This is a genomic window from Actinoplanes sp. CA-131856 (assembly GCF_050956135.1).
Lineage (GTDB): Bacteria > Actinomycetota > Actinomycetes > Mycobacteriales > Micromonosporaceae > Actinoplanes.
This window is the reverse complement of sequence record NZ_CP191849.1, coordinates 10,795,461-10,813,774: the sequence shown is the minus strand read 5'-3', so window position 1 is coordinate 10,813,774 and position 18,314 is coordinate 10,795,461. Positions and strand designations below refer to the sequence as shown.

Here is an 18,314-nt window from a genome sequence, read left to right as displayed (position 1 = left end):
CCATCGGGGTACGGAGTTCAAGGGGGACGACTGTGTCACGACGCCTGGTCAACCTCACTCTGGACACGCTCGAGGATCTGCCGAGACCGTGCCGGCAGTGCGTTTTCTGGGAGCTTGACCCGGTTTCGGCCGAGCGTGCGTGCGCCTCCGGTGATCCCGGGCTCGAGAAGGAAGCGTGGGTTTCGCAGACCCTGCTGGAGTGGGGTTCCTGCGGCAAGTTGGCGTACGTCGACGGCATGCCGGCCGGTTTTGTGATGTACGCCCCACCGGCGTACGTCCCCCGATCGATGGCCTTTCCGACCTCGCCGGTGAGCGCCGACGCGGCGCTGCTGATGACCTCACACGTCGTCGCCGCGTTCGCCGGTGGCGGTCTGGGGCGCATGCTCGTGCAGGGCGTGGCCCGTGATCTCACCAAGCGCGGGGTCAAGGCGATCGAGGCCTTCGGCGACGCGAAGTTCGGTGAGGCCGACGAGGAGAAGCAGACCGGCTGCGTCGCTCCGGTCGACTTCTTCCTCTCGGTGGGCTTCAAGACGGTACGCCCACACCCGCGCTACCCGCGGCTGCGGCTCGAGCTGCGCACCGCGCTGTCGTGGAAGTCCGACGTCGAATACGCGCTGGAGAAACTGCTCGGCTCGATGAGCCCCGAGACCTTGCTGCGGCCGGTCCGCCCGGCCACAGCCACCCGCACGGTCGAGAACTAAGCCCTGTTCGACAGCGCCATGCGCAGCTGGCGCACGTCGATCGAGCCGGTGGGCACGTCGCGCTCGACCGGGAAGTACATGCGCTGGACGGCGGCCAGGATCGCCTCGACGATCTGCTCGCGGAACAGCGGGTTGACCAGCCGGTCGCGGTCGGCCGGCGACGTCAGATAGCCCAGGTCGACCCGCACGGCCGGCATGCGCGTCAGGCGCAGGAGCTCCCAGGTCTTGGCGTGGATGTGGCAGTCACGCATCCCGGTCCGCACGACGATCTCGCGCTGGACCAGGTTGGCCAGCCGCTCCCCCACGGTCGAGCTCAGGCCGCTGCCCGTGCCGTAGTGATAGGCGGCGACGCCGTCGGCCGCCTCGTTGTCGTGCCCGTCGAGGTGCAGCGAGATCAGCAGGTCGGCGCCGAGGCTGTTGGCCAGCGCGGCCCGGTCGGCGCCGCTCATCGGCTCGGTCGGGTGCGGGCCGCGGGTGAGGTGGACCCGCATGCCGGCCGCGGCGAGCCGGCCCTCGAGGCGGGCGGCCAGGTCGAAGACGAGGTCGGCCTCGCTCCAGCGCAGCGGGCCGTCGGGGACGACCACACCGGTGTCGTCACCGCCGCCGTGGCCGGGGTCGATCACGATGGTCTTGCCGACCAGGTTGGTGCCGGCCTGGCGGAACGCCTCGGCCTCGCGCAGCCACTGGGGGCGGCCGCCGACGACCTTGCGGCCGAGCCGGCGCAGCGCCTTGAGGGTCTGGGGGCCGCAGGAGCCGTCCGGAGTGAGACCCACCTCACGCTGGAACTGGGCCACCGCGCGGGCCGTGCGGGCGCCGTAGATGGAGTCGGCGCGGCCGGCGTCGAAGCCCATCTCGAGCAGCCGCTCCTGAAGGGTGCGCACGTCCTCGCCGACCAGCGCGTCGGGCACCGAGTGGAACAGGGTGCGCGCGCCCAGCCGCCAGCGGGCCGCGTCGAGCGCGCCCCAGGTCTCGTCGCCCACCAGGCCGTCGACGCCGAGGCCACGGCCCTGCTGGAAGGCCCGCACCGCCTCGTCCATCTCGTCGTCGAACACATCCGACGCCGTGGTGAGCAGGTCCAGCCCGACCAGGATCGATCGGATCTCGGCAACGGCCGGGCCGCTGTCTCCACGCCGGATGGAACGCACGCGCGACTCCCTAGTACGAAGAACGACTCAGAGGAGAGTACCCCTGGCACGCCCGTGCCCCGCGTCCACGAGGGACGCGGGGCACGGGTCAATCACTCAGAGGGCCGATTCGATGAAGTTGACGAGGGCGCTCTTGGGCTTGGCACCGGTGACCGAGTTCACGGCCTCGCCGCCCTTGAAGATGGTCAGCGTCGGCACCGACATCACGCGGTAGGCCCGGGTGGTCTCCGGGTTCTCGTCGATGTTGATGCTGACGATCTGGACCTTGTCGCCCATCTCCTTGGCGATCTCGTTCAGCAGCGGGTCGACCTTCTTGCAGGGCGCGCACCACTCCGCCCAGAAGTCGACCAGCACCGGCTTGTCGGACTGCAGCACGTCGCTCACGAAAGTGGCGTCGCTGATCGCCTTACCTGCTCCCACTAGACCCTCCCGGTCTTACAGCTCTACGAATGACGCGATGAAGCGCTCGGCGTCCAGCGCCGCGGCACAGCCCGTGCCGGAGGCGGTGATGGCCTGACGATAGGTGTGGTCGACGAGGTCGCCGGCCGCGAAGACGCCCTGGATGTTGGTGCGCGTCGACGGGGCGTCGACCTTGACGTAGCCCTCGTCGTCGAGCTCGACCTGGCCCTTGAACAGCTCGCTGCGCGGGTCGTGGCCGATCGCCACGAAGACGCCGGTGACGTCGAGGACCTTGGTCTCGCCGGTCTCGACGTTCTTCAGGCGGACGCCGTTGACCTTGCCGTCCTCGCCGAGGATCTCCTCGACCTTGGAGTTCCACTCGACCTTGATCTTCGGGTTGTTCAGGGCGCGGAGCTGCATGACCTTACTGGCCCGGAACGAGTCGCGGCGGTGCACGATCGTCACCGTCTCGGCGAAGCGGGTGAGGAAGGTCGCCTCCTCCATCGCGGAGTCGCCGCCGCCGACCACCACGATGTTGTGGTTGCGGAAGAAGAAGCCGTCACAGGTCGCACAGGACGAGACACCGTGGCCGAGCAGCTCCTGCTCGCCGGGGACGCCCAGCGGGCGCCAGGCCGAACCGGTGGAAAGGATGACAGCGCGGGCGAAGTATTCCTTCTCGCCCACCCAGACGGTCTTGAGGCCCTCGGTGCCGGCCTCGGTCGGCTTGTCGGTGAGCTCGACCCGGGTCACGTCGTCGGTGATGAACTCGGCGCCGAACTTCTCGGCCTGGGCGCGCATGTTGTCCATGAGCTCGGGGCCCATGATGCCGTCGCGGAAGCCCGGGAAGTTCTCGACCTCGGTGGTGGTCATGAGCGCGCCACCGGACTGCACACCCTCGATGACGAGCGGCTTGAGGTTGGCGCGGGCCGCATAGAGCGCCGCGGTGTAGCCGGAGGGCCCCGAACCGATGATGATCAGATTACGGACCTCGTCCACTGCCGACTCCTCAGTCTGCTCAACGCCCGCGGGAGACGCCCGCTCGGCGACACTGCACGCTAGAACGCCATGCTAGGCACTCACCATTCCCGCGCGCCGGTCGTGTCCGACCTCACCCGGGGCTGATCAGCGTACCGGGACTTTGTCCAGGGTGTCGGCGTCACCGGCGGGCGTGCCGCACTCGGCGCCGCTGGCCCAGGCCCACATGCCATTGGCCGCGGTGAAGCGCACGATGACGGCCGGGGCACCGGCGAAGCGGGCGTAATCCACCGAGGTGACCGAGATGGGGCCGCCGGCGTTCTCCCGCTGGATCGCGTCGAAGCACTCCTGGAGCACCTCGGGCGGCAGGAGCCGGGACAACTCGGGCAGGGTGGCGGCGGCACGGTCGCCGCTCTTGTCGGCCGAGAAGGTGGCGTCGGGCTCGGAGGCCGCGTTGAGCGGCTGCGGGGGCTCCGTGCCGAGGGTGGCCCGGGTGTAGTCGGTGCCGGTCTTCAGGATCTGCGGGGCGGCCGGCGACTGCTCGGCCACGCCGGCCGCGCTGGTGTTCGCCTGGTCGGCCGAGTCTTCGCGCCCGGCGATGTAGTCGAGGCCGAAGCCGACGAAGGCGACGACCCCGGCCGCGATGGCGATCGGGGTCACCCAGCGCCGGTGCCTCGTCTTTTTCTCCACGGGGCCGGCGTCGTGCACCACCTCAAGACGGGGCGGGGCGCTGAACGCCTCGTCCAGCCGGGCGGCCAGGTCGGACGGCATCGGCTCGGGCGCCAGACGGCCCAGCTCGGCGCCGACCATGGCCATGCGGCCGCCCAGCGTCTCGTACGCCGCCCGCCACTGCGGGTCGTCGGCGATCAGGGTGGCCACCACGGACTCGTCCGGCGTGCCCTCGAGGGCCCCGCCGATGTAGTCCGCCAGCAGGTCGATGTCGACCCCGCTGAACTCCGCCGCCCCGGTCACCTCTGGTCCCTCCGATCCGCCGCCGGTCCCGATGGGACGGAAGAGGACGCCTCCTGGTTCCCCGGGCCGGGGTGAGCGACGTCTCCCAGCGCCAGTGCCATCTTGGCTCGCCCACGGGCGCATCGGCTCTTGATCGTGCCGACCGCCACCCCGAGGATCTCGGCCGCCTCGGCCACGGGGTAGCCCTGCACGTCGACCAGGACGATGGCCGCACGCTGGTCGACCGGCAGGGCGGCGAGCGCCTCACGGACCAGCAGCGCCGTTTCGTGATCTTGCGCGGGGGCGGCCGGCTCCACACCGGACGGCCGGTCGTCGGAGCGGTTGCCGTCGGGCAGCGGGACGGTCGGGTGGGCCTGGCGGCGGCGGATGCGGTCGAGGCAGGCGTTCACCACGATGCGGTGCAGCCAGGTCGTGACCGCCGAGTCGCCGCGGAACCGGGCCGCGTTGCGGTGGGCCGAGAGCAGCGCGTCCTGCACCGCGTCGGCCGCCTCCTCGCGGTCGCCGATGGTGCGCAGGGCGACCGCCCACAACCGGTCGCGATGACGGCGCACGAGCTCACCGAACGCCTGCTTGTCGCCCTCGACGTGGGCACGGAGCAGGTCGGCGTCGCTGGCACCGTCCCCGGAAGTCACGGGAGCAATCTAACCGGATCGGCCGAGCCGGCGGGAGCCGCTCAGTACCCGTACACCTCGATCTTGTTGACACTGACCTTGTAGCCGCCGCCCTCGTCGGCCTTGGGCAGCTTGGTCAGGAAGACCAGGACGTACTGATATTTGGAGTTCGGGTCGAACGGCGAGAAGACCTCACGCGTGCCGTCCGTCGTGGTGTCGCCGTCGCCGAGACGCTTGTACGTCTGCATGATCTTGGCGTCGCCCGCGGACGTGTCACCCGGGTCGCTCGTGCCGGCGCGGATGTCCATGGTGACGCCCGGCTGCGACATCTCGACCTCGATCTCGGAGAGCGAGCGGGGCGAGCCGAGGTTGATCAGGACGCCCATGCCGGGCTTGCGGGTGCCGAAGTTCGGCTGCTTGAACCGCTGGGTCTCCCAGGCCGTCTCAGGGTCGTTGTCCACCGTGTATTTGGCCTGGCCGGTGTCCTCACGGTCGCCGTCCGGCGGATCGACGATGCGCACCATGTCGCCGGTGAGCGCGATCTTCTTGGGCTGGGGCGCCGGCGTCTGCTCGTCACCGGTCGCGCCGTTGGCGGTGCCGGCGCCGGCCTGGGTGGTCGTCGTCGGGTCGGGATCGTTCGACGAGGTGATGGCGCGGATGCCGAAGACCAGGCCGATCACCGCGATGACCACCAGCGCGGCCACCCCGAGGAAGATCTTGGGGGTGCTGCGGGTGGGCTCGGTCGTCGTGTTCTGCGCGAAGCGCAGGGGGCCGACATCCTCGTATTCGTCCTCGGCGGCGTCGAGACGGGCCAGCTCGGCCGTGAGCGCGTCGGCCTCGGGAGCGGCGACGCGGCGGTCGATCAGATCCATCGTCAGATCGTCGAGGTAGGCCGGGACGCCGGCGCGGAGCTGGCGGGGCGCGGCCGGGTTGCCGCTGGCGTCACGGTTCGCGTCGGGCAGCGTGGAGTCGCCGATCTCGGTGCGCGGCCAGTGGCCGGTGAGCGCGAAATAGAGGACACCGCCGACCGCGCGGACGTCGCCCTCGACGTCGTCGGCCGAGTCGGCGCGGGCGTCGGCCAGGACCACCCGGCCGTCGTCGCCGATCAGCACGGTGCCGGGGTGCACGTTTCCGTGGACCATGCCGGTGGCGTGCACGGCGGTCAGCGCGTCGGCGATCGCGTGGGCGATGGTGGTGGCGCGGCCCGGGTCGAGCGGGCCCTCGGAGGCGACCAGCTCGCGCAGCGACTCGCCGTCGACCCACTCACGGACCACGTAGGACCGGGCGCCCTCGTCGATCGCGTCGTAGACGCCGACCAGGCTGGGGTGTATGACACGGCTCGCGTCGACCGCGGCCTGCAACATCTCGGAGGCGGAGTCACCGCCGGGGTAGCGCAGCACGACCGCGACCGGGCGCCGGAGGATGACGTCGATACCGCGCCAGACCTGACGGCCGGCGCTGTCGTTGTTGACGTGCTCCTCGAGGCGGTAGCGCTCGGCCAGGACCTCTCCGGCAGCGGGGGCACCAAAGGTCATGACCGGCCCGTCCGCATCGGCCGCGGTCTCATGGCCTTCGCCGACCTGGGTCACCCGTCCTCCTCAGTGCTCCACGCACGGGACCGTGCTAGGTGCGAGTGGCTGTGCTTGTTCAGCGGCGTGCGAAAGAGCACATGCCGACACCGACCATACCCGCCCGGGGCCATGCCGCGGCAGGTCGTCCCCCCGGCGCGGCAGCGCGAAATGCCCGGCTTTGTAGATGATCGTCCGCGCCGTTCGGAGGAAAACCCGCAGCTCAGAACCGCACGGACTCAGCGACCGATCTTGCGGCGCACCATGCCGACGACCTGATTGACCTCGGCCACGCGCAACATCGTTGCCGCACCGAGATAGGCCACCAGGATCACCGCGCCGCCGACGGCGAGCTGGATCAACGCCTCGCCCCGGCCCGACGGCGAGCCGGCGCCGGGCAGGAAGTGCACCACGAGCAGACCGAGCCCGGCGGCGATGGCCGCGGCGACGACGATCTTCATCAGGCCGGCCGCGAGCGAGCCGAGATTGAGCCGGCCGATCCGGCGCCGGAGGACGGCGAGCGAGATCAGGGCCGAGACCGCGTACGAGATGCCGTTGCCGGCCGTCATGCCGGCCGCCGACAGCGAGCTGCTCAGGACCGCCGCCAGCACGATGTAGGCGCCGATGCGGACCGCGACGACGGGCAGGTTGATCAGGGCGGCCGTCTTGTTTCCCTGCAAGGAATAGAAGGTGTAGGTGCAGAGCTGGCTGATCGAGAACGGGATGACCGCGAAGGCGGCCACCACGAGCACCGTTCCGGTGGCCAGCGCGTCGCTGTTGCGGAAGGCGCCGCCCTGGAAGAGGGTGACCGAGATCGGGGCGCCCAGAACGCCGTAGATGACCGCGATCGGCGCCAGCGCCGTGACCACGAGCCGGATGGCCCGGCTCAGGTCGGCGCTCACCTCCGCGTGGCGGCCGTCGGCGGCGGCCGCGCTCATCTTCGGCAGCAGCGCGGTCATCACCGAGACGCCGATGATGCCGTGGGCCATGGTGAGCAGCAGGAAGACGTTGTTGAAGGCCAGGACGCTGGCGCTGCCCTTGCCGGCGACCTGGTTCAGGATGCGGACCACGACGAAGACGGCGACCTGGTTGGCCGCGACGTAGCAGAGCATCCAGCCGGCCAGCCGGCCGATCTCGCCCAGACCCAGCGACCGGGGATCCCAGCGCCATTTCCAGCTGAAGCCGACCTTGCGCAGCGCCGGGAGCAGGCCGACGGCCTGGGCCACCATGCCGAGCAGCAGGCCACCACCGATCACGGCGATCCGCGCGGGCGTCATGTCCTCCGGCTTCAGGCCGTCCGCCGTACCGAAGACGCCGATGAAGACGCCACAGGCGGCGATCACGACGATGTTGTTGAGGATCGGGGCCCAGGTCGGGGCCGCGAAGTGCCCGCGCACGTTCAGCACGGCGGCGATCAGGCCGGACAGACCGGTGAAGAAGATGATCGGCAGGATCAGGTACGCGAAGCTGGTGACCAGATCCTTGTAGGCCGCCGTGTTGTCGCTGCTCGACTGGATCGCGGTGATGAGCGGCGCCGCCACCACCACGATCGCGGTGGCGACGCCGAGCGACACGATCGCGAAGGTGAGCAGCTTGCGGGTGAACTCGAGGCCGCCGTCCGGGTCGGCCTTGCGGCGGCGCACCAGCAGCGGGATGAGGACGCTGGAGAGAATGCCACCGAGCAGCAACTCGTAGATCTGGCCGGGCAGGAACTGGGCGCTGGTGAAGGCGTCGCCGATGCCCGCGCCGAGGGTGATGCCGATCAGCGCGTTGCGGACGAAGCCGATGATCCGGCTGACGAAGCTGCCGATCGCCATCATGGCGCTGTTCGACGCGGTGCTGCCCGTGTCGTCACTGGGCAGCGCCTCACCACCGGTGGCGGCCGCGCCGGGCAGCTGCTCCTCGACCGAGATGATCGTGACGCCGTCCTCCGGGCGCACCGGCTCGCCGTCCGGCGCCGCGTGCGCGCTGCGGTACAGGCCGCTGTTCACCTGTTTCTCCCGACCGTCGTACAACACGTACGTACCTTAAAGCTGCCGGGCGAGAAGGACGCCGGGCGTGGCGCCGGCGAGCGTCTCGACCATCCAGCACGCCTCGGCCGGCACCAGCGGCTCGCTCAGCGCGTCCAAGACCGTCGGATGATCGCAGCCGGCCTCGGTCAGCGCAGCCAAGAGGGCCGGAATGCGCCGAAGGTCACCCGTGTCCAGAATCTCCCGGGCGAGTTGCCACGTGTCGGCGTACCACTGCTGATGGGGCACGAGCCGCAGGTGCTCGCCGGACCGGCGTACGAGATCGGCCAGTGACTCCGCCGGAAAGCGCGACCCAGCGCGGACCTCGCGGAAAGCGAAGTCGGGCTCGGTGATGGCGGCGATCGTGGCCTCGTCGAGGACCTGGGGCGACTCGGCCGGCGGGGACGGCCACCAGTCGTCGCTCGCGAAGAGCGGAAGCGGGGTCTGCTCGGGACCGTTCGGCACGACCGGGGCCACTTCACGCTGCAACGAGCGGTAGGCGGCCTGGCGGGTCGCGATAGCCGTGGGGTTGTCGTCCGGGGCGAAGGGTGACAGCAGGGCCACCACCAGGCCCGGATGAGGGATCGTGGGGTCCTCCCAGGCGATCACCCGGGCGCAGAGCTCCAGCTCGGGCCAGCGCAGCGCGGCCGGGAACGGGCCGTCGGCCGGGGCCGAGCCGAGCTGAACGGGCTCGCTGGAAGCGGGAACGCGCAGGCCCAGCGTGCGCTCGCCGGTGGTGAGGTCGAGGTCGAGCACGAGCGCATAACCGCCGGTGACCGGCAGGGTCACGCGCAGTTCGCGCTGGTCGGCGTCGTCGGTGGTCGCGCTCTCGCCCGTCCAGAACCGGGGGTCCAAGGCCAGGCGGCGGAGCGCCTCGGAAACGGGCACCGACCTATCCTGCCCGCTGTCACGCCCCGCTGCTAATCCCGCCATCCGACCGCCCCACCCGCCGCCCTAAGCAGGACTGAAGACAGATACCCTGGTAACCCCATGTCTGTTCTCAATTCCGCCCAGCAGAACGCGGTCGCCGAGTTGCTCCGTGTGTCCCCCCTCGCGGATGAGCTGGGGCGCCGCTTCGGCGCCGCCGGCCACGAGCTGCATCTCGTCGGCGGATCGGTGCGGGACGCCCTCCTCGGCCGTCTCGGCGACGATCTCGACTTCTGCACCGACGCGCGGCCCGAGCAGACCCTGGCGGTGGTGCAGGGCTGGGCCGACGCGATCTGGGAGACCGGGCGCGAGTTCGGCACGATCGGCATCCAGAAGGACGGTCTGCGGCTCGAGATCACGACTTTCCGGGCCGAGGCGTACGACGGGGTCACCCGCAATCCGGTGGTCGAGTACGGCACGTCGCTGCTCGACGACCTCGAGCGCCGTGACTTCACGATCAACGCGATGGCGGTGTCGCTGCCGGGGCACGAGTTCACCGATCCGTACGGCGGCTTGGACGATCTTGGGGCCAAATTGATCCGTACGCCCGCGGCGCCGGCCCTGTCCTTCGGTGATGATCCACTTCGGATGCTGCGGGCGGCGCGTTTCGCGGCGAAGCTGCAATTTACTGTGGACAAATCGGTCATCAACGCCATGACTGACATGTCCGCTGATCTCGACCGCATCACCGCCGAGCGGATCCGGGACGAGTTCACGAAGCTCATGTGTGGCGCCGATCCGATCACCGGGCTCCGGCTGCTCGTGGACACCGGCCTGGCCGACCGCTTCATCCCCGAGATCTCCGGGCTGAAGCTGGAGATCGACGAGCACGCCCAGCACAAGGACGTCTACGAGCACACCCTGATCGTCGTCATGAACGCGATGCGGCTCGAGGGCGACGAGGGCCCCGACTTCGTGCTGCGGATGGCCGCCCTCATGCACGACGTCGGCAAGCCGGCCACCAAGGCGGTCGGCCGCGACGGCCGGGTCAGCTTCCACCACCACGAGGTGGTCGGCGCGCGCCTCACCAAGCAGCGCATGAAAGCCATGAAATACCCCAAGGACGTCACTTCCGACGTGGTCGAGCTGGTCGGCCTTCACCTGCGCTTCTATGGGTACGGCCGCGGTGAGTGGACCGATTCGGCGGTGCGCCGCTACGTGACCGACGCCGGTCCGCTGCTCGAGCGCCTGCACAAGCTCACCCGCTCCGACGTGACCACCCGCAACCGGCGCAAGGCGGCCAACCTGGCCGCCGACTACGACGCGCTGGAGGAGCGGATCGCCCGGATCGCCGCCGAGGAGGACCTGGCCCGGGTCCGGCCCGACCTCGACGGCAACGCGATCATGGAGCTGCTCGGTGTGCCGCCCGGCCCGATCGTGGGCCAGGCCTGGCGCCACCTCAAGGAGCTCCGCCTCGACAACGGTCCGCTCACGCGCGACGAGGCCGAGGCCGAGCTCTACAAGTGGGCCCGCGACAACGGGCACCTTCCCGGCTAGGGCATCCCCACGCTGACCGTGCGATAGCGGAAGTCGCGGGGCAGCGTCATCACCTCGACGACCGTGCCGTTCGGGTCGTAGAGGGTGGCGAGCTTGTCGGTGAGGGCGAGGATCTGCCCGTTCGGCAGGAACCGCGCGTTCGAGCCGGGGATCTCCTTGATGATCTTCCCGGTCGTCGTGTCGGCGATCCGCCGCCGGTCCCCGCCCAGCTCGGCCGCCTCCAGCAGGACCCGGCGGCCGTCCGGCGACCAGGCGTTCCCACTGACCGGCACGCCGGGCACCGGCATCGTGCGCACCTGCTTGCCGGTCGCGACGTCGTAGACCGCGACCGTGCCGACGGTGTCGGACACCTCCTCCGACTGCGCGACCGTCAGGTCCCGGCGGGCGATGGCGACGCTCTTGCCATCCGGCAGCCAGGTGAAGAAGCAGTTGTCCGGGCAGACCGCCATCGCGTCCGGCACGGACTGCCGGCTCATGCGGCCGGTGGCCGCGTCGATCACGGTGTAGCCCTTGAGCGTCGAGGCGAGCAGACGGGTGCCGTCCGGCGACCACTGCGGGTCGAGCAGGAAGGCGATCTGTACCCATCTGGCGCTGCCGTCGGCCCGGATGACGCCGAGGCCGCTCGCGCCGTCGCTGACGACACCGCGATTCTTCCTCGGTGCGCCCCAGACCGTGTAGTAGTTGTCCTTGAGCACCACGTAATGCCCGGTCGCCCGGTCGAGAACCACGTTGCCCGTCGGCAGCGTACGGCCGGCGGGGGTGTCTCTTCCGACATCGGTCCTGGTCACCGCGGTGACGATGGCGCCGCCGGGCAACTTCAGCGGAGCCTTCGTCCAGTTCTGCGGCGCGCTGGTCCGGCGGATCGCGGTCGGCGTCGGGGCCGGTGTCACCGGAGCGGGTCGCGCTTCCTGCTTCTTCACGAGGACGTACGGGGTGACAGCCAGCGCCATCACCACGAGCGCCACTCCCGCCTGGCGGCGCCGGCGGATGCCCCGGCCCTTCCGGCGTGCCGCGTCGGCCAGGCCCAGGGGCATGGGCGCGCTCGCGGCGAGGTCGTTCACGGTGGCGCGCACGCCTTCCTCCAGGTTCATCGCGAGGCCTCCATCCGCCACGTGCCCGTGCCGATCTTCTCCCGCAACTTGGCCAGCGCCCGGGAGGCCTGGCTGGCCACCGTTCCCGGACGGCAGCCCAGCACCTCGGCGGTCTCCTCGACCGTGCGGTCCTCGAGATAGCGCAGCACGAGCACGGCCCGCTGCCGTGCGGGCAGGCTCAGCAGGGCCTCGCGCAGCGCCAGCCGCTCGGCCACGTCGTGCTCGGCGCCCGGCCGGTCCGGCACCTCGGCCATCGGCACCTCCCGGCCGTGGCCGGCCCGGCGCCAGCCCGAGACCCGGTCGTTGTAGATGATCCGGCGCACATACGCCTCCGCATCACCGTGGATCCGCGGCCAGCGGGCGTACGCCTTCGCGAGCGCCCCCTGCACCAGATCCTCCGCGCTCCGGCGATCCCCCGTCAGCGCGTGCGCGATCCGGAGCAGCACCTGCCCCCGTTCCGCGACGAACGCGTTGAACTCCGCCTCCAGCGACTGCTGCACACGCCACCTCCGGAGTGAATGACGCGCGGGGGCGGGAAAGGCTTGCATGGATTTTCGAAGTTGTCGTACCCGGGGCGCAGAATGGGGCCCATGTACGTCATCGACTCGCCGATCGGGCCGCTCGGCGTCGTGGTCGAGGGCGACACGGTCGTCAACGTCCGCTTCGCGGCGCGGCCGGGACCGTCCGGCGACCATCCGGCCCTGTCCGAGCTCGAGGCCTATTTCGCCGGCGAGCTCACCGACTTCACCGTGCCCTTCGAGCTGCGTGGCGGCTCCGATTTCGAGCGCGCGGTCTGGCAACAGATCGCCGCCATTCCCTACGGCGAAATGATCACGTACGGCTCGATCGCCACCGCCCTCGGCGACCCGGGCGCGGCCCGCGCCGTCGGCACGGCCTGCAACCACAACCCGATCCCGGTCATCGTCCCGTGTCACCGCGTGGTCGGCGCCGGCAACAAGATGGTCGGCTTCGGCGGCGGCATCGACCGCAAGCGCAAGCTGCTCGAGCTCGAGGCCCGGGTGGCCCTGTCCCGCGCCTGGGGCTGACACGGCAAAGGCCGGCCCGTCGCCGGGCCGGCCTTACTTACTAGCTGGTGCCGCTGGTCAGCGCTCGATGTCGCCGCGGATGAAGGCCTCGACGGCCTCCTTGGCGTCGTGGTCGTTGTACTGGACCGGCGGGGACTTCATGAAGTACGACGAGGCCGAGAGGATCGGGCCGCCGATGCCGCGGTCCTTGGCGATCTTCGCGGCGCGCACGGCGTCGATGATGACGCCGGCCGAGTTCGGGGAGTCCCACACCTCGAGCTTGAGCTCGGCGTTGAGCGGGGTGTCACCGAACGAGCGGCCCTCGAGGCGGATGTACGCCCACTTGCGGTCGTCGAGCCACGGCACGTGGTCCGACGGGCCGATGTGCACGTCGCTCTTGACCATCTCGTGCGGGATCTGGCTGGTCACCGACTGGGTCTTCGAGATCTTCTTCGAGACCAGGCGGTTGCGCTCCAGCATGTTCATGAAGTCCATGTTGCCGCCGAAGTTGAGCTGGTACGTGCGCAGCAGCTCGACACCGCGGTCCTCGAACAGCTTGGCCAGCGCGCGGTGCACGATCGTGGCACCGACCTGGCTCTTGATGTCGTCGCCGACGATCGGCAGGCCGGCGTCGGTGAACTTCTGCGCCCACTCGGGGTTCGAGGCGATGAAGACCGGCAGCGCGTTGACGAAGGCGCAGCCGGCGTCGATCGCGGCCTGGGCGTAGAACTTGTCGGCCTGCTCGGAACCGACCGGCAGGTAGGAGACGACCACGTCGACCTGCGCGTCCTTCAGCGCCTGGACGACGTCGACGGCCTCGACCGAGGACTCCTCGATGATCTCGCGGTAGTACGTGCCGAGACCGTCGAAGGTCGGTCCACGCAGGACGCTGACGCCGGTCGGCGGCACGTCGGTCAGCTTGATGGTGTTGTTCTCACTGGCGTTGATCGCGTCGGAGAGGTCCATGCCGACCTTCTTGGCGTCCACATCGAACGCCGCGACGAACTCCACGTCGGACACGTGGTAGTCGCCGAAGGTCACGTGCATGAGACCCGGAACGCGGTCGTTGGGGTCGGCGTTCTTGTAGTACTCCACGCCCTGCACGAGGGACGAGGCGCAGTTACCCACACCGACGATGGCGACGCGGACGGAGCCCATCGCGTTTGCCTCCTTGTTCATCACGGCCGGTCCTGATGCGGACGCGGTTTTTCTGGGGGTGCATCTCCGCCGACCGGCTCTGGTGACTGCTCAGCGGCGGGGATGTCGAATGTCCCGGCGGAGGCCGCCGGGGCTCGGCCGGAGCGCTCATTGGTGATGAGCTCCTCCAGCCAGCGGACCTCGCGCTCGCAGGCGTCGAGTCCGTGGCGTTGTAGTTCGAGGGTGTAGGCGTCGAGCCGGCCGGCGGCGCGGGAGAGTACGTCGCGCAGTCCTTCCCGGCGTTCCTCGATCCGGCGGCGGCGACCCTCGAGGATGCGCAGCCGGGTCGCGCGGTCGGTCCGCGAGAAGAAGGCGAAGTGAACACCGAAACCGGCGTCGTCGTACGTCTCGGGGCCCGCCTGCGCGAGAAGGTCGGCGAACCGCTCCTTGCCGTCCGCAGTGATCTTGTAAACAACACGGCCCCGTTTGCTGGTCATCGGGGGGATCATCGACGGATCGGATGCTGATTCCGTGATGAAGCCGGCTGTTTTCAGGCGCTTGAGCGTCGGGTAGAGCGTGCCGTAGCTGATCGCGGCGCGGATCGTGCCCAGCTTGGTGGCGAGCTCCTTGCGGAGCTCGTATCCGTGCATCGGGGTCTCCTGGAGGAGGCCGAGAATCGCGAGTTCCAACATTGGCCACCTCCCGACTCCGTGTCTCGATGTATCGGCCCGATACATCGCTACCGTAGATCCGTCGGCAAAACTGTGCAAGCTGTTCACGAGTGAGCCACCGCCACGCCACGCTCCGTGATGGATATCGCCGCTTCCCGCCGGACCGCGTACTCTCTTCGCCATGCGCACGCAGCGGCAGGTGGTGGACTACTCGCTACAGAAGCGGGCAGTGCTGCGTGACGTGCACAGCGGCAAGATCGGGACGCTCGAGGTGTGCGATGCCTCTCCGTACCTGAAAAGCGCTGCTCGATTCCATGGCGAGCCGACCGACGACCGCTGCCCGATCTGCCGCCGCGACAACCTGACCCTCGTGCACTACATCTACGGTGATGAGCTCAAACAGTCCGCCGGCCAGGCCCGCAAGCTCGCCGAGCTGCCGGTCCTGGCGATGACGCTGCGTGAGTTCCAGGTCTTCGTCGTAGAGGTGTGCCAGTCCTGCGCGTGGAATCACCTGACCCAGCAGTACCTCCTGGGCCGGGACGCGCTCACCGCCGACGAGCTTGATCAGGTCGAGGCCGTGGCGGCCTCGGCCGCCGCGGGCCGCCACCGCGAACCAGGGTCGTCGTTCCCCCGCTGGGACGGCCGATGATGATGTGGCTCGATCCGGCTACCGTGAGCACGACCCCGACCGGACCGCGCATCCAGCGCCATGTTCGGTCATTCACGACATCCGACAGGGCGGCTGCCGGTACGCAGCCCATATCGTCCGCTCGTGGCACAGACACAGGGGGCCCCTCCAGGGCTCCTTTTGTCTGCGCCTCCGCGACCGAGGTGTGACCGAATGAACTCGTACGGCGATCCGCAGTCTTCGCGCGCCCGGGCCCGAGTGCCCGGGTCCGCGAGCTCCACGCCTGACGACGACCAGTCCTCTTCGTACTCCGCCTCGGCCCGGCCGCCGGACGCGTACCGTCGCGGCGCCGGTGGGCGCGCCTCGGTTGCCGGCAGCGCCTCCGTGGGCTCGGCGGCTCCTCCGGGCCGGGCCTCCGTGGCCGGCAGCGCCGCTGTGGGGTCCGCCACTCCCGGGCGCGCCTCTGTGGGGTCCGCCACTCCGGGGCGTGCGTCGGTCGGCAGCGCCTCCGTGGGCAGCGCTTCTGTGGGCAGCGCCTCGGTCGGTTCGGCCCGGGTCGGCGCGGCGGGCGCCTCGGCCCGCGCCGCGGTCCGCCCGGTCGGCACCCCGCCCGGCGACGAGGGCGCCATCGGCGGCGGACGCTCCGGTCGCGGCAAGGACAAGTCCAAGGCGGCCAAGCGCCGCCGCCGCACCAACATCCTCACCGCCGCGGCCGCCGTCATGGTCATCCTGCTCGGCGCCGGCGTCGTGGGTGGCACCTACTTCTTCGACGACGTCGACCTGCCGCCGCCGGTGACCGAGGACCAGTCGAACGTCATCAAGTACTCGACCGGCGCGACGATCGCCAAGCTCGGCGAGCAGAACCGCACGGTGGTGCCCGAGGCCGAGATCAACAAGGTCGTCGAGCACGCTGTCGCCGCCGCCGAGGACAAGAACTTCTACAACCACCACGGCATCGACATGAAGGGCATCGTCCGCGCCGCGTGGAACAACTTCACCGGTGGCGCGACGCAGGGCGCCTCGACGATCACCCAGCAGTACGCGCGGCATGCCGCCGACCTCAAGGCGATCAGCATCAACCGCAAGCTGCGCGAGGCCGTGATCGCCCGCAAGCTGGAGAGCCAGTACAACAAAGACCAGATCATGGGCATGTACCTGAACTACATCTACCTGGGTGAGGGCAGGTACGGCATCGAGGCCGCCGCGCAGGGCTACTTCGGCAAGTCGGTGAAGACCAAGCCGGGTCAGAAGGGCGCCATCACGGCGTCCGAGGCCGCGGTGCTCGCCTCGATCATCAAGCAGCCGGAGCCCGAGCCCGGCAACGGGCACAAGGGCTACGACCCGAACTACAACCCCACCGCCGCCAAGGACCGGTGGGAGTACACGATGAAGAACATGCTTGAGATGAAGTGGATCACTCAAGCGGAGTACGACGCCCGGAAGTACCCGAAGGTCAAGCCGATCGCCAAGGCCGGCGGCAACAGCGCCACCAGCGGCCCGGTCGGCGTGGTCATGCGTCACGTCCGGGCCGAGCTGGCCGAGATGGGCATCAGCCAGCAGGAGTTCGACAAGGGTGGTCTGACCGTCACCACGACGATCAACCCCAAGGTGCAGCAGGCGGCCGAGGAGGCGGGCTCTCGCAAGAGCGAGTCGTCACCGATGAACGCGAAGCCGGCCACGTACCAGGCGTCGGTGATCGGCATCGACCCGAAGACGGGCGCCGTGCTCGGCTACTACGCCGGCGACGACCCCAACGGTCTCGACTACGGCGGCTACATGGACGGACAGACCCTCAAGATCACGGGTGGTCAGTCGCCGGGCTCGACGTTCAAGCTCTACACCCTGGCCGCCGGTCTGAAGGAGGACATCTCCTTCAAGACGACCTGGGACGGCACGAAGCTGCGGCCGAACGGCAAGGAGATCAACAACGCCGGCGCCGACCCGGGCAAGGTCTGTGGCGGAAAGATCGAGTACTGCGATCTCGAGACGTCGACGATCAAGTCGTACAACTTCCCGTTCTACTGGATCGCCGACGGCATCGGCCGCGAGAAGGTCATCCAGGCCGCCGTCGACGCCGGCGTGCAGCACATGTTCCCGGACAAGGGCGACGCCGTCGACCTGACCAAGACCAACGCGGCCACCTGGAAGAAGAACTTCGACAACGAGGTCGCCTTCGGCCAGTACCGTGTTCCGCCGCTCGAGCACGCCGAGGGCGTCGCCACGATCGTCAACGGCGGTGTTCGCAACGACACGCACTTCATCAAGGAAGTTCGCAAGGTCGACGCCGACACCGGCAAGGTGACGATCATCAAGGGCCAGCGGACCGCGGGCAAGCGGGTCTTCGACGAGGCCCAGATGTCGAACCTCCAGGCCGTGATGGCGAAGATCGTCGACGTCGACGAGCGCGACCTCAAGGGCGGCCGCGAGTCGATCGCCAAGAGTGGTACCTGGGAGTTCAACGGCGGCAGCGGTGACACCTGGTTCGTCGGCGGCATCCCGCAGCTGGCGGCCACGGTCTGGGTCGGCGGCAAGAACAACAAGGTCGAGCTCAAAGACGGCAAGAAGGACATGTTCGGCGCGGGCACGCCGTCCAAGATCTGGAAGAAGTTCCTCGACGCCTCGGCCGAGGCGATGAAGTGGGAGAACGAGGACTTCCCGAAGCGTGTCGAGACCGGTAACCCGGACAGCCCGTACGCCAACGGCAAGACGCCTCCGCCCCCGCCGCCGGTTCAGCAGACCGACCCCAACCAGGGTTGCCCGCTCGGCGCCATCTTCGGCTGCGACAACCAGCAGCAGAACGGCGGCAACAACAACGGCGGTAACAACAACGGTGGGAACAACGGCGGCAACAACAACGGCGGTAACAACACCGGCCAGAACGGCGGTAACACGACGTTCCCGACGACCCAGGGCGAGGATTAGCGCCCAGGTCCCGTAAGACGCCTCAGCCGGCGCGCA

General features: G+C 69.5%; 17 protein-coding genes. 5 read left to right on the top strand and 12 right to left on the bottom strand.

What is annotated here, in order from left to right; genetic code table 11:
• The first annotated feature begins 32 nt into the window (after positions 1 to 32).
• Complete coding sequence (locus ACQP2X_RS49765; protein WP_498693487.1) at positions 33 to 701, top strand: GNAT family N-acetyltransferase; 669 nt, start codon at positions 33 to 35, stop codon at positions 699 to 701.
• On the opposite strand, the gene ACQP2X_RS49760 is transcribed toward ACQP2X_RS49765, so the two are convergent.
• The 8 genes from ACQP2X_RS49760 to ACQP2X_RS49725 form a co-directional block, all read right to left on the bottom strand.
• Positions 698 to 1,846 carry an N-acetylmuramoyl-L-alanine amidase gene (locus tag ACQP2X_RS49760; protein WP_498693485.1) on the bottom strand — a complete coding sequence of 383 codons (1,149 nt, stop codon included), beginning with the start codon at positions 1,844 to 1,846 and terminating at the stop codon, positions 698 to 700. The genes ACQP2X_RS49765 and ACQP2X_RS49760 overlap by 4 nt on opposite strands.
• Positions 1,847 to 1,942: 96 nt before the next feature.
• On the bottom strand, positions 1,943 to 2,266 hold the full coding sequence (gene trxA / locus ACQP2X_RS49755) for a thioredoxin (RefSeq protein ID WP_360247931.1): 324 nt from the start codon (positions 2,264 to 2,266) through the stop codon (positions 1,943 to 1,945).
• 15 nt (positions 2,267 to 2,281) lie between these two features.
• The gene (gene trxB, locus ACQP2X_RS49750) at positions 2,282 to 3,241 is read right to left on the bottom strand and encodes a thioredoxin-disulfide reductase (protein ID WP_498693483.1); all 960 of its coding nucleotides are present in this window, start codon (positions 3,239 to 3,241) and stop codon (positions 2,282 to 2,284) included.
• Positions 3,242 to 3,367: 126 nt separating this feature from the next.
• Positions 3,368 to 4,192, bottom strand: a complete 825-nt coding sequence (locus tag ACQP2X_RS49745) for an RsmA family anti-sigma factor (RefSeq protein WP_498693481.1) — start codon at positions 4,190 to 4,192, stop codon at positions 3,368 to 3,370.
• Positions 4,189 to 4,824, bottom strand: a complete 636-nt coding sequence (sigM, locus tag ACQP2X_RS49740) for an RNA polymerase sigma factor SigM (RefSeq protein ID WP_498693480.1) — start codon at positions 4,822 to 4,824, stop codon at positions 4,189 to 4,191. The genes ACQP2X_RS49745 and sigM overlap by 4 nt, the downstream gene beginning before the upstream one ends.
• A 41-nt stretch (positions 4,825 to 4,865) precedes the next feature.
• On the bottom strand, positions 4,866 to 6,392 hold the full coding sequence (locus tag ACQP2X_RS49735; RefSeq protein WP_498693477.1) for a protein kinase family protein: 1,527 nt from the start codon (positions 6,390 to 6,392) through the stop codon (positions 4,866 to 4,868).
• Positions 6,393 to 6,610: 218 nt separating this feature from the next.
• Entirely contained in the window at positions 6,611 to 8,362 is a 1,752-nt protein-coding gene (gene murJ / locus ACQP2X_RS49730) for a murein biosynthesis integral membrane protein MurJ (RefSeq protein ID WP_498701329.1), read from the bottom strand.
• 36 nt (positions 8,363 to 8,398) lie between these two features.
• A complete protein-coding gene (locus ACQP2X_RS49725; RefSeq protein WP_498693474.1) occupies positions 8,399 to 9,268 on the bottom strand; it encodes a hypothetical protein in 870 nt (289 codons plus the stop codon).
• A gap of 102 nt (positions 9,269 to 9,370) precedes the next feature.
• On the opposite strand from ACQP2X_RS49725, the gene ACQP2X_RS49720 reads away from it, so the two are divergent.
• Positions 9,371 to 10,804, top strand: coding sequence for a CCA tRNA nucleotidyltransferase (locus ACQP2X_RS49720; RefSeq protein ID WP_498693472.1), 1,434 nt, complete (start codon positions 9,371 to 9,373; stop codon positions 10,802 to 10,804).
• Here the strand turns inward: ACQP2X_RS49720 and ACQP2X_RS49715 are convergent.
• Positions 10,801 to 11,895: a WD40 repeat domain-containing protein gene (locus tag ACQP2X_RS49715; protein WP_498693471.1), complete on the bottom strand. Its 1,095-nt coding sequence runs from the start codon at positions 11,893 to 11,895 to the stop codon at positions 10,801 to 10,803. The two genes, ACQP2X_RS49720 and ACQP2X_RS49715, sit on opposite strands and share 4 nt — an antisense overlap.
• Positions 11,892 to 12,395 (bottom strand): SigE family RNA polymerase sigma factor, encoded by a 504-nt coding sequence (locus ACQP2X_RS49710; protein WP_498693470.1) that lies wholly within the window; start codon positions 12,393 to 12,395, stop codon positions 11,892 to 11,894. Before ACQP2X_RS49710 ends, ACQP2X_RS49715 begins: the two co-directional genes overlap by 4 nt.
• A gap of 90 nt (positions 12,396 to 12,485) precedes the next feature.
• Here ACQP2X_RS49710 and ACQP2X_RS49705 point away from each other — a divergent pair, with 90 nt between their 5' ends.
• Positions 12,486 to 12,941: a methylated-DNA--[protein]-cysteine S-methyltransferase gene (locus ACQP2X_RS49705; RefSeq protein ID WP_498693468.1), complete on the top strand. Its 456-nt coding sequence runs from the start codon at positions 12,486 to 12,488 to the stop codon at positions 12,939 to 12,941.
• A gap of 57 nt (positions 12,942 to 12,998) precedes the next feature.
• On the opposite strand, the gene ACQP2X_RS49700 is transcribed toward ACQP2X_RS49705, so the two are convergent.
• Both ACQP2X_RS49700 and ACQP2X_RS49695 read right to left on the bottom strand, forming a co-directional pair.
• A complete protein-coding gene (locus tag ACQP2X_RS49700; RefSeq protein WP_360248303.1) occupies positions 12,999 to 14,078 on the bottom strand; it encodes an inositol-3-phosphate synthase in 1,080 nt (359 codons plus the stop codon).
• A gap of 20 nt (positions 14,079 to 14,098) precedes the next feature.
• On the bottom strand, positions 14,099 to 14,749 hold the full coding sequence (locus tag ACQP2X_RS49695; RefSeq protein ID WP_498701327.1) for a PadR family transcriptional regulator: 651 nt from the start codon (positions 14,747 to 14,749) through the stop codon (positions 14,099 to 14,101).
• 160 nt (positions 14,750 to 14,909) lie between these two features.
• On the opposite strand from ACQP2X_RS49695, the gene ACQP2X_RS49690 reads away from it, so the two are divergent.
• Together ACQP2X_RS49690 and ACQP2X_RS49685 are read left to right on the top strand one after the other, a co-directional pair.
• Positions 14,910 to 15,377 carry a DUF5318 domain-containing protein gene (locus ACQP2X_RS49690; protein WP_498693467.1) on the top strand — a complete coding sequence of 156 codons (468 nt, stop codon included), beginning with the start codon at positions 14,910 to 14,912 and terminating at the stop codon, positions 15,375 to 15,377.
• Positions 15,378 to 15,866: 489 nt separating this feature from the next.
• The gene (locus ACQP2X_RS49685) at positions 15,867 to 18,278 is read left to right on the top strand and encodes a transglycosylase domain-containing protein (RefSeq protein ID WP_498693466.1); all 2,412 of its coding nucleotides are present in this window, start codon (positions 15,867 to 15,869) and stop codon (positions 18,276 to 18,278) included.
• Positions 18,279 to 18,314 lie beyond the last annotated feature (36 nt).